This is a genomic window from Thioclava sp. PTB-PU3-1, from assembly GCF_055666785.1.
Map to the genome: position 1 here is coordinate 1,166,692 of NZ_JBVNVL010000001.1, position 13,702 is coordinate 1,180,393.

Sequence of the window (13,702 nt, forward strand, 5' to 3'; positions counted from 1 at the left end):
ATTGGGACCGGTCAAGAAAAAATGACCAGTTGGTTACAACAATGGTTTGCATTAGGCTCGGGATAAGAGAAGAGAGACAGGCATGACCTCGGAGAAAAAGACCGAAAATCAACGGCCGCGCCGCAAGAACATGCGCGGGGAAGAACGCGAAAAACTGATCGTCAGCGAGGCGGTCCGGTTCTTCGCCGAATCGGGATTTGAGGGCCAGACACGCGAATTGGCCAAGCGTATGGGCGTGTCCCACGCGGTCATCTACCGGCACTTCGAAAGCAAAGACGCACTGATCGAACGCGTCTACGAGCATGTTTTTCTAGAGCGCTGGAACCCGGACTGGGACACGCTCGTGCTCGAAGGCGACCGTTCTCTTCAAGATCGCCTTACGCAGTTCTACATCGAATACTCTGAACGGGTGTTTGACTATGACTGGGTTCGAATCTTCGTGTCATCCGGTCTGAAGTCCTACGGCCTGACCGAACGCTACCTCGATATCATTCGAACGAAGATCATCGAGCCGGCTGCGATAGAATTGCGTGCTTCCCGGCACAACCCGCAAGACCGCGACGCGCCAGACACTGATGAGGTCGAGCTCCTCTGGGGGTTACACGGGGCGGTGTTCTATATCGCTATTCGGAAATACGTCTACAACATGCCCGTGGAAATCGATGTCGAGGCAACTGTGCGCGCTACTGTAAAAAACTTCTTCGAGGGCGCTCTTAACGACGGCTCATCGCACTGAAACGCCCCGGCGCTGCGCCTCACTAATTTGAGGCCTAACACTCCTACGAATTTCGTAGTTCATGCATGGCTATCACTACATCGTATCAGACCCCGCAATGCCGGCGGCATTCCTTGTCGTATAGCCCCTGCGAATTGCGAGCGCGGAGTAAACACGCCAATGCACCAACAATCCGCCCGCTACTACACTATCAATCAAGTCACCGAAATCTGCCGCGTTATCCACGCCACAATCGATCGCAGACACCGAGATCGAGCCGACTTTCCGCGAAGACTTCTACTGGGCAACAATTGCGCGCCGTTCAGCGTGACAGACATCGCGGCTTGGCTCGAACGCTTCGAGGCTCAGGCCTGAGTGGGGTGACAAGTCGAAGGCCATACGAGCCTCAGGCGTTGGAACAAAAACCAGATAGGAAAGCAGCCAGTGCGTCGACCGCCGCCTCCATATCCCCGGCACTCGCATATTCGGCCGGGTTGTGGCTGATCCCGCCTTTGCAGCGCACAAACAGCATTGCGATCGGGCAGAGATCGGCCATCGCGGAGGCGTCATGAGTCGCCCCCGACGGCAGCTCGGGCGCGGGCGCTCCGGTCGCGGTGCGAACGGCTGCGGCGAGCCCCTCTCGCAGCCCTGCATCGCAGGCTTGGGCGGGTTGGGCATAGGTCTTCTCAATCTCGATCTGCGTCGCGGTGGCCTCGGCGATCTGCGCACAAAGCGGGCTAAGCGCCGCGCCCATCGCAGCGCGCGCGGGATCTTCGGCGGCGCGGATCTCGATGGTCAGATCGACCCGCGCGGGGATCGCGTTAACCACGTTAGGCGAAACATCGAGCTGCCCGACCGTCGCCCGGATACCGTGATCGCGCGCCATGTCATGCACCCCGCGCACAAGGTCCGAGGCTGCCAGCAGCGCGTCATGGCGCATCTCCATCGGCACGGTGCCTGCATGCCCCGCCTCGCCGGTGATCGTGACACGGTGCCGCTCGATCCCGGAAATCGCGGTGACGACGCCGAGCGGCTTTTCCGCGGCCTCAAGCACCGGGCCTTGCTCGATATGCAGCTCCAGATAGCCTGCGATCGTGGCCGGCTCGCGCGCCAACGCCGCCGTGCCCTCCGGGTCGCCACCAAAGGCCTTGAGCGCCGCGCCGAGCGTTTCGCCCACCTTGTCCACCATCGCGAAAACGGCCGGATCGAGCGTGCCCGCCAGCGCCCGCGGCCCGATCAGCGCGGTCGGGAAACGCACGCCCTCCTCATCGGCGAAGGCCAGCACCTCCACGGCAAACGGCAGCGCGCGATCGCCAAGCGCTTCGAGCGCAAGGCATCCCAGCGCCACCCCCATGATTCCGTCGAACGCACCTCCGTGACGCACGCTGTCCTGATGCGAGCCGATCAGCAGCGTGGGCGCGCCCGCAGGCCCCGCGCGCCGCCCGATCAGCGTGCCCGCCGCATCGCGCGTGACCGTGCAGCCCGCCTGATCCATCCAACCCGTGATGATCTCCAGCGCCGCCTCGTGCTCGGGACCGAAAGGCAGCCGGGTCACGCCGGGACCGGGCTCGGAGGCTTTCGCGATCGTCTCCAGCCGCACTTGCGCAACTGCACCCCAGTCCTGCATGGCATCACCTCTATTTATCATGATAAATAGTTGTCTACTCTTTTGATGCGAATTGGTCTAGGAGAAACGCCAGTGAGTTTCCCCTCAAGAGATCCGATGCCCCGCAAACCCGCCACCGAACCCAAGCGCTCTCGCCCCGCCCGCGTGGCCGATCAGATCAAGGACTGGGTGGTCGCGCAGCGCTTGAAGAAGGGCGACCGCCTGCCCGGCGAGACCGAGATGATCGAACGGTTCGGTATGGCGAAAGGCACGATCCGCGAGGCGATGCGGCTGCTGGAGGCGCAGGGGCTGGTGACCACGCGCACCGGGCCGGGCGGCGGCTCCTTCGTGGGCGAGGTCAGCGAGGAGCGCGCCCGGGCGCTGTTGGGCAATTACTTCTATTTCAAGGACCTGACGGTCGCCGACATCTACCAGATCCGCCGCGCGCTGGAGCCCGAAGTGGCGGCGAGCCTTGCCGGAAAGCTGTCGGAGGCGGATCTGGCCGAGCTGGAGGCGCTGGTCTCGCAATATGCCGCCCCCGCCGCCACGCCCGAGGAAGAGCGCGAGCAGCATGTGGATTCCCTGAAATTCCACGCGGTGCTGGCACGGCATTCCGACAATGCGCTGCTCGCCTTCCTGATCCGCTTCATGGCGCAGATCCTGTCGGACCTGACGGTCTACCGCAAACTCTACGCGCCCCATAACCACGAGCTTTGGGAAAGCGGACGTAACCACCAGATCGCCCTGATCGCCGCGCTGCGTGAGGGCCGTGCCGAGGATGCCCGCACAATCATGGCCGACCACATGGCCACGGCCCAGCGCTTCATGGAAGCGCAGGAGGCCGAGGTGATGAAACGCTTCATCGCCGAGTGACGCGGGCTTTCGCGCCGAGGGCCGCGCCCGAGCCTCGGGCGGGCGCTTCGCAACGCGTGTGGCTTAGCGATTCATCTCGCAATCCTGAAAATCGGTAATGCATGCGCCGACGCCGCCAATGCGCCCTCCCGTGGGGAGGGTCGGGCGCGGCCCGGGGCTGGTCGCCCCGCGCCAAGTTCCGAGCTACTCGGTCCCGGTCTCGGGCAACGGGAGCGCTTCCGGCTCCACCAGATCAGGCGCGCGATAGGGATCGTCGAGTGTCGGCACGACGCGGGTCCAGCCATAATAGGGCTCGGCCCGGGCGGCGGCGAGCAAGTCGGCCAGATCTTCGAGCGGCTTGGCCGAGCGGTCGATGCGCAACGTGAGCGGCGGCGTCGCGCGCGAAGCTACCAGAAGCGCGGCCGAGAGGAGCCCACGGCTGTCGCCCCCCGCCTGCGCGCCTGCCATCAGTGCAGCCATCAAACGGTCGGGCATCGGGCCCTGTGTGGAGAGGTAAGTATCGCGCACCGCGCCGATCACTTCCCAATCGGCAAGCATATTGCCCGACACCACAACGCCCGGACCTTCGAGCGCGCCGCAGACGGGGACCGACATCTCGCCGGTGAAATGGCCCGTGCGCCCGCGCAGATCGATAGCGGCGAGTTGGCGGTGGGCGCGTCCGGTATCCGGGGCGGTCACTTCGGCCACGGCATCGGGCGCGGACATGCCCGCATTCATCTTCGCTAGCACATCCTCGCCCCAAAGCGTCGAAGGCGCGGTGCCCTGACTGGCCGAGAGGCCCGAATCTGCTCCTCCGCGCAGCACCCAGCCGCCGACGCAGAGGCTGCCGGTCATGGCCGCCCCGCCAAAGACGCCTGTTTTTTCGTCATATGCCAGAATTGATACCGTCACGGCGGAACTCCGTTAATCTGCGCCCTTGCATTTATCATGATAATTTGCCCTCATGCAATCATCACCAATAAAAATCAGCCATGCTGAACAGGAGAGGTACTATGGCAAAACTCACCCTTACGCGGCGCGGTCTTCTGATCTCGGGCGTGGCGACGGGCGTCCTGATGGGAACCGGTCTGCCTTCGATGGCGGCGACCCCGCCCGGCGTTCTGGTCGTCGGTCAGATCGCGGAGCCCAAGGCGCTCGATCCGGCGGCGGTCACCGCCGTGAACGACTTCCGCATTCTGATGAATCTCTATGACGGGCTGGTGCGCTACAAATCCGGCACGCTCGAAGTCGAACCGGCCCTCGCCGAGAGCTGGGACATCTCGGATGACGGCAAGACCTACACGTTCCACCTGCGTCAGGGCGTGAAGTTCCATGATGGCAGCGATTTCGACGCCGAGGCGGTGAAGTTCAACTTCGAGCGGATGCTCGACGAGAACCACCCCTATTACCACACCGGCCCCTTCCCGCTCGCCTTCTTCTTCTCGAGCGTGAACACGATCGACGCGAAAGACCCGCAAACCGTGGTCTTCACGCTGAAGGAACCCTATGCGCCCTTCCTGTCGAACCTCGCCTACCCGACGGGGCTGATCGTCTCGCCGACCGCGGTGAAGAAATTCGACAAGGATTTCGGCCGCAACCCGGTCGGCACCGGTCCCTTCACCTTCAAGGAATGGCGCCCGAACGAGGCCGTCGTGGTCGAGGGCAACCCGGATTACTGGGACACGCCCACCTCGCTCAAGGCGGTGATCTTCCGCCCGATCACCGATGCCAATACTCGCGTGGCCGAGATGCTGGCGGGCGGGATCGACCTGATGGTCGAGGTGCCGCCCGTGGCGCTCAAGGAGTTCCAGAACGACAGCTACAACCTCGTCGAGCAGGCGGGCCCGCATCTGTGGTTCCTGATCCTCGATTGCGCCAAGGGGCCGTTCAAGGACAAGAAGGCCCGTCAGGCCGCGAATTACGCGATCAACAAGGAAGCGATCGTCAACGATGTGCTCGAAGGGACGGCGACCGTGGCCAACGGCCCGACGCCTGCCGCCTTCGCCTGGGCGCATGACGACAGCCTCGATCCCTACCCCTACGACCCAGAAAAGGCCAAGGCACTCCTGAAAGAGGCCGGCGTGGCCGAGGGCACGGAAGTGACCTTCTACGTCACCGATGGCGGCTCGGGGATGCTCGACCCGGTGGCGATGGGCACGGCCATTCAGGCCGACCTGAAAGCGGTGGGACTGAACGCCAAGATCGAGACCTTCGAGTGGAACACCTTCCTCGGCAAGGTGAACCCGGGGCTCGACTCGAACGGACAACATGTCGACATGGCCGAGATGGCCTGGATGACGAACGACCCCGACACCCTGCCCTATCTCGCGCTGCGCACCGATGCCTGGCCCGACAAGGGCGGGTTCAACTCGGGCTATTACTCGAACCCCGAGGTCGACAAGCTGCTGGAGGAGGCGCGCACCGCGACCGATCAGTCCAAGCGCGCCGAGCTCTACAAGAAGATGCAGCAGATCGTGCATGACGACGCGCCCTGGGTCTTCGTGGCGAACTGGAAGCAGAACGCGGTGACGAACGACAAAGTGTCGGACTTCACGCTGCAGCCCTCGTTCTTCCTGCTCCTCAAGGACGTGACGAAGGCTTGATCCTTCCGGGGTGCGCGGGCCGCGACAGGTCCGCGCACTCTTTTTTCATCATTTGCGCGTCACCCAAAGGGAGACCAATGGGCAGCTATATCCTCAAACGGCTCTTGCTGGCGGTGCCGGTGATTCTCGGGATCACGGTGATCGTCTTTCTGATCATGGCGATGATCCCGGGCGACCCGGCGACCGCGATCCTTGGAAGCTATGCCACGCCCGAGAACGTGGCGCGCCTGAACCGCGATCTCGGCCTCGATCAGCCGCTTGTGGCGCGCTATTTCATCTGGCTGGGGAACATGCTCCACGGCGATTTCGGCCAGAGCTTCTCGCTCAACCGCCCCGTGATCGACGAGGTGCTGGAGCGGTTCAACAACACGCTGATCCTTGCGGGCACCTCCTTCGTTCTCTGCACGGTGCTCGGCATTCTCGCAGGCGTGGTGTCGGCCGCGCGCCAATATGGCTTCGCCGACAAGGCGATCACCTTCGTGGTGCTGCTGGGCATCTCGATCCCGTCCTTCTTCCTCGGGATGATGATGATCCTGATCTTCGCGGTGGACCTGCAATGGCTTCCGGTCTCGGGGATGTATGCGATCTATGGCGGCGGCGATCTGCCCGACCTGATCCACCACCTCACGATGCCCGCGCTGGCGCTGGCGGTGGTGGCGACCGGCGTGGTGGCGCGGCTGTCGCGCTCGGCCATGCTCGAGGTGCTGCGGCAGGATTTCATCCGCACCGCGCGGGCCAAGGGTGTGAAAGAGGGCCGCGTGATCTGGGGCCATGCGCTGCGCGCGGCGATGGTCTCGATCATCCCGGTGCTCGGCATTCAGGCGGGCTTCGTGCTCTCGGGCGCGGTCTATATCGAGATCGTGTTCCAGTGGCCCGGCATCGGGCGGATGCTGGTCGATGCGATCTTGCAGCGTGACATCCTGCTCGTCCAAGGCGGCGTCGTCTTTGTCGCGGCCTGCTACGTCATTTTCAACATCATCGTCGATGTCGCCCAGAGCCTTCTCGACCCGAGGATCAAGACATGAGCGCGTTTTTCAAACTTCTCGCGCGCAACCGGCTGGCGCTGGGTGGGCTGATCGTGATGGGGCTGGTGGTGGCTCTGGCGCTGATCACGCCGCTGCTGCCGCTCGTCGATCCGGACGCAACGAACACCGCGAACCGCTTCCTGCCGCCGTTCTCCGATGGCGCGCTGCTGGGCACCGATGCGCTGGGGCGCGATCTGCTGTCGCGGCTCTTGTGGGGCACCCGGCTGTCGCTCGCCGTAGGCTTTGCCGCCGCGCTTTTCGCGGCCGTCGCAGGCGCTGCGGTCGGCATCATCGCGGGCTTCTATGGCGGGCGCACCGACAACATCATCATGCGCGCCGTCGATATGCTGATGGCCTTTCCCTATATCCTGCTGGCGCTGGCGATCGTCGCGGCTCTCGGTCCCGGTCTCGTGAATGCGCTGATCGCGGTTTCGGTCGTGAACATCCCCTTTTTCGCACGCAACATTCGCGGCATCACGGTGGGGCTTGCCAATAAGGAATTCGTGGATGCGGCGAAGCTGGCGGGCATGTCCAATACGCGCATCATCACCTCGGAAATCCTGCCCAATGTGGTGCCCGTCATCGTGATCGCGATGTCCACCACGATCGGCTGGATGATCCTAGAGACGGCGGGCCTCAGCTTCCTCGGCCTCGGCTCGCAGCCCCCGCAGGCCGATCTCGGGAGCATGCTGGGCGAAGCGCGCTCGGCGCTGATCACCAACCCGCATACCTCGGTCATCCCCGGCATAATGATCCTGATCATCGTGATGAGCATCAACCTGCTGGGCGACGGCGTGCGCGATGCGCTGGATCCGCGGCTGAAATCGGGCGCGCTGAGCCGTCCGATGGCCGCGACCCGCGTGGATCGCAAGCACACCCCCGCGCCGGAAGTCGCGACTGACGGCATTCTCAGCCTTGAGAACCTGCGCACCGAATTCCACGTCAAGGACCGCATCTATAAGGCGGTGTCCGGCGTCTCGCTTTCGGTCAAACCCGGCGAATGTCTCGGCGTGATCGGCGAGTCCGGCTCGGGGAAATCGGTCACGGCGCTGTCGGTCATGGGGCTCGTCGCCTCGCCGCCCGGCGTCATCACCGGCGGGGCCGCGCGGCTTGAGGGGCGCGACATGATCGGCGCGCGCTATGGCGATCTGAGAACCCTGCGCGGTCGCCGCGTCGCCTATATCTTCCAGGACCCGCTGGCGACGCTACACCCGCTCTACAAGGTCGGCGATCAACTGGTGGAGGCAATCTCCAGCCATCGCGCGATCTCGAAATCCGAAGGTCGCGCAAAGGCCATCGAGCTGCTGAAATCCGTGCGCATCCCCAATGCCGAGGAGCGCGTGGACAGCTACCCGCACGAGATGTCGGGGGGCATGCGTCAGCGCGTCGGCATCGCGATGGCGCTGGCCAACGATCCCGACGTGATCATCGCGGATGAGCCCACCACTGCGCTCGACGTGACGGTGCAGGCGCAGATTCTCTCGCTGCTCGACGACCTGCGGCGCGAGCGCGGCCTCGCCATCATCTTCATCACGCATGATTTCGGCGTGGTGGCGCAGCTGTGCGACCGCGTCGCGGTGATGTATGCGGGCCGGATCGTCGAGGAAGGCCCGACGATGGAGATCCTGCGCGCCCCCGCCCATCCCTACACGGCGCGGCTGATCGCCTGCGTGCCCGAACTGGGCGCGGGCAAGCGCAAGCTCGAGGCGATCCCGGGCCTGCCGCCTTCGGTCGATGCGCTGCCCGCAGGCTGCGCCTTCGCCGATCGCTGCCTGAAGGCGCAACCGTCCTGCAAAGAAGGCGAGATACTGCTCGAAGGGACCGGATCGCGCGCCGTGCGCTGCCTCTATCCCGAAACCACTCTCGCGGAGGAAACCGCATGAGCATCGCCCTGCAAATCACCGACCTGTCGAAAACCTTCCCCGTCGGCAAGAAGCTGTTCGGCGGCGCGACGGGCGGGGTAAAAGCCGTGCATCCGATGACGCTCTCGGTCCAGACGGGCGAAACGCTGGGGATCGTGGGCGAATCCGGCTGCGGCAAGTCCACGCTGGCGCGGATGCTGGTGGGCCTCCTGCCCGCGACGACCGGCACGATCGAAATCGAGGGTTCGGCGCTTGATAACGCCGACCCAGCCGAGTTCGGCAAGCGCATCCAATATGTGTTTCAGGACCCGATCTCGAGCCTCAACCCGCGCAAGACCATCCGGCAGATCATGGATGCGCCTTTGAAGCTGCTGCACGGGATGGACCGCAAGGCGCGCGAGAAGCGCATCCTCGAGATCTTTGCCAGCGTGAACCTACGCGCCGATTTCCTCGACCGCTATCCGCATGAATTCTCCGGCGGTCAGGCGCAGCGTATCGGCATCGCGCGGGCGCTGGCGGCGCAAGCACGCATCCTGATCCTCGACGAACCAGTCTCGGCGCTCGATGTGTCGGTGCAGGCGCAGGTGCTGAACCTGCTGGCCGATCTGAAACGCGAATTCGGCCTGACTTACCTCTTCATCAGCCACGATCTTGCGGTGGTCGAGGCGGTCTCTGACCGGATCGCGGTTCTCTATTTCGGCTCGGTGGTCGAGGAAGGCCGGGCCGAGGAAATCTTCGCCCATCCGCGCCACCCCTACACGAAGCTGCTGGCGGAAAGCGCGCCGGTCGTGGGGCGTGCGCTGTCCGACCCCGAAGACGGGCACGCGGAACTGCCGAACCCGCTCGACCCGCCGAAGGGCTGCGCCTTTGCGATGCGGTGCCCCTACGCGACCGACAAATGCCGGGACGCGGCTCCAGCGCTCGAACAGATCGGAGACGATCAACGGGCCGCCTGCTACCACCCCTTGCCTGCCGGGCCCCTCTGACAATAGCCCGGAGCTTGGCGCGGCTACGGCGAAAGCCCGCCTCTCCGGGCGCGAAGCCTCAAGAGTATCGAACGGCTCCGGAGGGCGGACGCCGGAGCAATCCGCCTATCCGCGGCCATGCCCCTTTCCCCCGCTCGAGCAGGCGGCTATTGCTGGCAACCCGACCGCATCAGGAGACAGCCTTGGCCCAAACCGATTCCGCCCCCGTCCAAGCCCGCATCGCGCAGACCATCGCCATGGATATCGCGGCGAAGCCCGCACAGGTGACCGCAGCGATCGGACTTCTCGATGGCGGGGCGACCGTGCCCTTCGTGGCGCGCTATCGCAAAGAGGCCACCGGCGGGCTCGACGATACGCAGCTGCGACAGCTTTCGGATCGGCTGGGCTACCTGCGCGAGATGGAGGCCCGGCGCGAGACGATCCTCAATTCGATCCGCGAGCAGGGCAAACTGACCGACGATCTGGCACGGTCCATCGCTCGGGCCGAAAGCAAGGCGACGCTCGAAGACATCTACCTCCCCTTCAAACCCAAGCGCCGCACCAAGGCGATGATCGCGCGCGAGAACGGGCTGGAGCCGCTCTTGCGCGCCATTCAGGAGGACCGGAACGCCACGCCCGAGGCGCTGGCCGAAGGCTACATTTCCGAGGCAGTGCCAACGGCGAAGGACGCCCTGAACGGCGCACGCGACATCCTGACAGAGGAATTGTCGGAAAACGCCGAACTGCTTGGCACCCTGCGCGACTTCATGCGCGCCGAGGCCTTCATCGCCGCGCGTGTCGTGCCGGGCAAGGAAGAGGCGGGCGCGAAGTTCTCCGACTATTTCGACCACCGCGAGAAATGGGCCGACATTCCCGGCCACCGGGCGCTCGCCATTCTGCGCGCCGCGAAGGAAGAGGTCGTGACGATGGAAATCGCGCCCGATCCCGAGACCGGTGAAGACCGCGCGATCGGCCAGATCGCAGCGACCCTCGACACGAAGGCCAGGCGTCCCGGCGACCTGTGGCTGCGCGACGTGGCGCGATGGGCCTGGCGGGTGAAATTCTCGGTCTCGCTCTATGTCGATCTTCTGGGCGAGCTGCGCCAGCGCGCCCATGACGAGGCGATCAAGGTCTTCGCGCGCAACCTGCATGACCTGCTGCTTGCAGCCCCCGCCGGTCCGCGTGCGACGCTGGGCCTCGATCCGGGCATCCGCACCGGGGTGAAGGCCGCAGTGGTCGATGCGACCGGCAAAGTTCTGGAGACTGCGACGCTTTACCCGTTCCAGCCGAAGATTGACCTGCGCGGCGCGGAGGCGAAGATCATCGACATGGTCAAGCGCCACGAGGTCGAGCTGATCGCCATCGGCAACGGCACCGCCAGCCGCGAGACCGAACGGATGGTCGCCGACACGCTGAAGCTGCTGCCGCCGGGGGTGCGCGCGCCGACGAAAGTGGTCGTCTCGGAAGCGGGTGCCTCGGTCTATTCGGCCTCGGAACTGGCAGCGCGCGAATTCCCAGATCTGGATGTGAGCTTGCGCGGGGCGGTCTCGATCGCGCGGCGCCTGCAGGATCCGCTGGCGGAGCTGGTGAAGATCGAACCGCAGAGCATCGGCGTCGGGCAATATCAACACGACGTGGATCAGCGGCGCCTGTCGCAGGCGCTGGAGGCGGTCGTCGAAGATGCCGTGAACGCGGTGGGCGTCGATCTGAACATGGCCTCCGCGCCGCTTCTGGCGCAGGTGGCGGGTCTTGGCCCCGCGCTCGCGCAGGCCATCGTCGTGCATCGTGACGCGCATGGCGCCTTCCCTTCGCGGCGGGCGCTGATGAAGGTGGCGGGGCTCGGCCCCAAGGCCTTCGAACAATGCGCGGGCTTCCTGCGCATTCGTGATGGAGAGGAGCCGCTCGACGCGTCTTCGGTTCACCCCGAAGCCTACGCGGTCGCGCGCAAGATCGTGCAAAGCTGCGGCCGCGACATCCGCGAGATCATGGGCCAGCCGACGGCGCTGAAAGACCTGCGCGCGGAGCAGTTCGTGACCGGCGATTTCGGTCTGCCCACCATTCGCGACATCTTCGCGGAACTGGAAAAACCCGGCCGCGACCCGCGTCCCACCTTCAAGACCGCGCAGTTCACCGACGGCGTGGAGGACATCAAGGACCTCAAGCCGGGGATGAGCCTGGAGGGCACCGTGACCAACGTCGCGGCCTTCGGCGCTTTCGTGGATATCGGCGTGCATCAGGACGGTCTGGTGCATGTCAGCCAGCTCGCCGATCGCTTCGTGAAGGACCCGCATGAGGTGGTGAAGGCGGGCGATGTGGTGCGCGTGCGCGTGACCGAGGTCGACATCCCGCGCAAACGGATCGGCCTGTCGATGCGCAAGCAATCCGAGGGCGGCGCGCCTGCAAGGCAGGATAAAGGCAAACCCGGCCCGCAAGGCCCCCGTGGCAAAGGGCCCGGCAAAGGCCAAGGCAAAGCGCCGGCGAAGGACAGCGGCAATGGCGCGTTCGGCGCCGCACTGCGCGATGCGATGAACCGGCGCTGACGCCGGCCAAGCGGGTTGAACGATCGGGGATTTACCAGAGGTGAGCTGCGACACAGGAACAGCGCCACAACTTGCCTTCCCCGGCCCCCGCCGATAGCGTCACGCGAAACCACATAGGCGGGAGAGGCGGACCATGGCGCTTTTCAGCGATGCGGCGATGGTGCTGTTTTATGACATCGACGGCGACACCGCCGACCACGACCACTGGCACAGCCATGAGCACCTGCATGAGCGCCTCTCGGTTCCCGGCTTTCTACGGGCGACGCGCTGGATCGCGACCGAGGGCGGGCCACGCTACATGGTCACCTATGAAGTCAGCGGAACCGGCGTGGCGACGTCGCAGGGCTACCTCGACCGCCTGAACGACCCCACATCCTGGACCGGTGCGGTCATGCCGCGGTTTCGCGGCATGATGCGCGGTTTTTGCACGATTCCGGCGAGCGAGGGCTATGGCTTGGGCGGTTTCGCCACCGCCTTCCGCTTTCAACCCGGCACCGGACACAAAGACGCTGCGGCGTCCTGGATCGCTCAGGAGGTGCTGCAGGAGATCGCCTATCGTCCGGGTGTCGCCAGCGTTCAGCTGCTCCGCCCGACTGCACCGCCGCCGATGACGCGCGAGCAAGCACTGCGCGGCGTCGACACACCACTGCCGTGGCTACTCATCGCCACCGGCTATGACGCGGCGCTGCTGGGTCAGGCGGTCGAGCGCGGTTTCGATCCGGCTTCGGAAGCTGCTGTCGGGCTGATCGGCGACGTCGTCGCGACGCATTACGTGCTGAATCACACCGCGACTGCTGACGAGGTCGCGCGCACGCCCAAGCCGCAGTTTCCGCGCTAGGTTTATCCTTCGGGGGCGTAGGACGGACGTACGCCGACGTAGAACCGTTTGAAGCCACGCTAAAAAATAGAGCGAAGCCGGGCCAAAACGTGTTTCTATTTCGAAGATTTTAGTGGTGCCCGGAGGCTGTCCGGATTTACCGTTCATCTCCCGTTACAGGCACCGACAAGCAGCTAACGCCCTTGTTTTATTGGATACGACAAGGTCGAGTTTGGATCAAGCGGGCGTATTCTGGTCTACTATTCGGTCAACTCGGCGGTGGTCCTGATAGTAGCTTTCTGTCCTGCCCCGCAGTCATCCATAACGAGTGCCCTGACGCGATGTCCTCAAGAATCTGTAAACGCAGCTAGGGGGGGCAGGCAGGGGCCAGACGGGGTGCCACAGGTCTGTGTGTATCGGCTTTGACGGAGATCGGGTCTGAGGAGTTTGGAAACCACATATGGCTGAGAGAGTAGCAGGAGGCTTATGGTCAAGATTGATGTTGAGCCGCCATCAGAGCTGCGTGACTTTTGGATATTATTATGTTATAATAGTAGCTTAGCATGCTTCATGGGTTTCCGCATTAAAAAAACGTCTCAGTAATGGACAAGCAGCTAAGGTTTGGTTGGAGTAAGGTGGATTTGATGGTTAATGAAAGTGTTTCAAGATTGGTTCACGAGAGTGATGGTGCGGTTGTCGATCTCTTTCGTTCTCGTC

10 protein-coding genes are annotated in these 13,702 nt (G+C 64.2%); 8 read left to right on the forward strand and 2 right to left on the reverse strand.

Annotation, left to right across the window (positions count from 1 at the left end; genetic code table 11):
• The first annotated feature begins 82 nt into the window (after positions 1–82).
• A complete protein-coding gene (locus ACZ7GB_RS05365) occupies positions 83–736 on the forward strand; it encodes a TetR/AcrR family transcriptional regulator (protein ID WP_210402184.1) in 654 nt (217 codons plus the stop codon).
• Positions 737–1,121: 385 nt separating this feature from the next.
• On the opposite strand, the gene ACZ7GB_RS05370 is transcribed toward ACZ7GB_RS05365, so the two are convergent.
• Complete coding sequence (locus ACZ7GB_RS05370; protein WP_472157887.1) at positions 1,122–2,342, reverse strand: M20 family metallo-hydrolase; 1,221 nt, start codon at positions 2,340–2,342, stop codon at positions 1,122–1,124.
• 96 nt (positions 2,343–2,438) lie between these two features.
• Between ACZ7GB_RS05370 and ACZ7GB_RS05375 the strand changes: the two genes are divergently transcribed.
• On the forward strand, positions 2,439–3,194 hold the full coding sequence (locus ACZ7GB_RS05375; RefSeq protein ID WP_472157888.1) for a FadR/GntR family transcriptional regulator: 756 nt from the start codon (positions 2,439–2,441) through the stop codon (positions 3,192–3,194).
• Positions 3,195–3,377: 183 nt separating this feature from the next.
• Here the strand turns inward: ACZ7GB_RS05375 and ACZ7GB_RS05380 are convergent, their stop codons facing one another.
• Positions 3,378–4,085, reverse strand: coding sequence for a DUF1028 domain-containing protein (locus ACZ7GB_RS05380; protein WP_472157889.1), 708 nt, complete (start codon positions 4,083–4,085; stop codon positions 3,378–3,380).
• Between the two features lie 101 nt (positions 4,086–4,186).
• Here ACZ7GB_RS05380 and ACZ7GB_RS05385 point away from each other — a divergent pair, with 101 nt between their 5' ends.
• The 6 genes from ACZ7GB_RS05385 to ACZ7GB_RS05410 all read left to right on the forward strand — a co-directional run bounded on the left by ACZ7GB_RS05385 (position 4,187) and on the right by ACZ7GB_RS05410 (position 13,006).
• Positions 4,187–5,776 carry an ABC transporter substrate-binding protein gene (locus ACZ7GB_RS05385; protein ID WP_472157890.1) on the forward strand — a complete coding sequence of 530 codons (1,590 nt, stop codon included), beginning with the start codon at positions 4,187–4,189 and terminating at the stop codon, positions 5,774–5,776.
• A 77-nt stretch (positions 5,777–5,853) separates the two neighbouring features.
• Positions 5,854–6,801, forward strand: coding sequence for an ABC transporter permease (locus tag ACZ7GB_RS05390; RefSeq protein WP_472157891.1), 948 nt, complete (start codon positions 5,854–5,856; stop codon positions 6,799–6,801).
• Positions 6,798–8,684: a dipeptide/oligopeptide/nickel ABC transporter permease/ATP-binding protein gene (locus tag ACZ7GB_RS05395; RefSeq protein ID WP_472157892.1), complete on the forward strand. Its 1,887-nt coding sequence runs from the start codon at positions 6,798–6,800 to the stop codon at positions 8,682–8,684. Before ACZ7GB_RS05390 ends, ACZ7GB_RS05395 begins: the two co-directional genes overlap by 4 nt.
• Positions 8,681–9,649 carry an ABC transporter ATP-binding protein gene (locus ACZ7GB_RS05400; RefSeq protein WP_472157893.1) on the forward strand — a complete coding sequence of 323 codons (969 nt, stop codon included), beginning with the start codon at positions 8,681–8,683 and terminating at the stop codon, positions 9,647–9,649. The genes ACZ7GB_RS05395 and ACZ7GB_RS05400 overlap by 4 nt, the downstream gene beginning before the upstream one ends.
• 236 nt (positions 9,650–9,885) lie before the next feature.
• Positions 9,886–12,168 (forward strand): Tex family protein, encoded by a 2,283-nt coding sequence (locus tag ACZ7GB_RS05405; RefSeq protein WP_472157910.1) that lies wholly within the window; start codon positions 9,886–9,888, stop codon positions 12,166–12,168.
• Positions 12,169–12,301: 133 nt separating this feature from the next.
• A complete protein-coding gene (locus tag ACZ7GB_RS05410; RefSeq protein WP_472157894.1) occupies positions 12,302–13,006 on the forward strand; it encodes a hypothetical protein in 705 nt (234 codons plus the stop codon).
• Positions 13,007–13,702 lie beyond the last annotated feature (696 nt).

Excerpts from the sequence above, each read along its gene's own strand:
- ACZ7GB_RS05370 (WP_472157887.1), bottom strand. The coding sequence starts at position 2,342 with ATGCAGGACTGGGGTGCAGTTGCGCAAGTGCGGCTGGAGACGATCGCG.
- ACZ7GB_RS05385 (WP_472157890.1), top strand. The coding sequence starts at position 4,187 with ATGGCAAAACTCACCCTTACGCGGCGCGGTCTTCTGATCTCGGGCGTG.
- ACZ7GB_RS05390 (WP_472157891.1), top strand. The coding sequence starts at position 5,854 with ATGGGCAGCTATATCCTCAAACGGCTCTTGCTGGCGGTGCCGGTGATT.
- ACZ7GB_RS05395 (WP_472157892.1), top strand. The coding sequence starts at position 6,798 with ATGAGCGCGTTTTTCAAACTTCTCGCGCGCAACCGGCTGGCGCTGGGT.
- ACZ7GB_RS05365 (WP_210402184.1), top strand. The coding sequence starts at position 83 with ATGACCTCGGAGAAAAAGACCGAAAATCAACGGCCGCGCCGCAAGAAC.
- ACZ7GB_RS05405 (WP_472157910.1), top strand. The coding sequence starts at position 9,886 with ATGGATATCGCGGCGAAGCCCGCACAGGTGACCGCAGCGATCGGACTT.
- ACZ7GB_RS05400 (WP_472157893.1), top strand. The coding sequence starts at position 8,681 with ATGAGCATCGCCCTGCAAATCACCGACCTGTCGAAAACCTTCCCCGTC.
- ACZ7GB_RS05375 (WP_472157888.1), top strand. The coding sequence starts at position 2,439 with ATGCCCCGCAAACCCGCCACCGAACCCAAGCGCTCTCGCCCCGCCCGC.
- ACZ7GB_RS05410 (WP_472157894.1), top strand. The coding sequence starts at position 12,302 with ATGGCGCTTTTCAGCGATGCGGCGATGGTGCTGTTTTATGACATCGAC.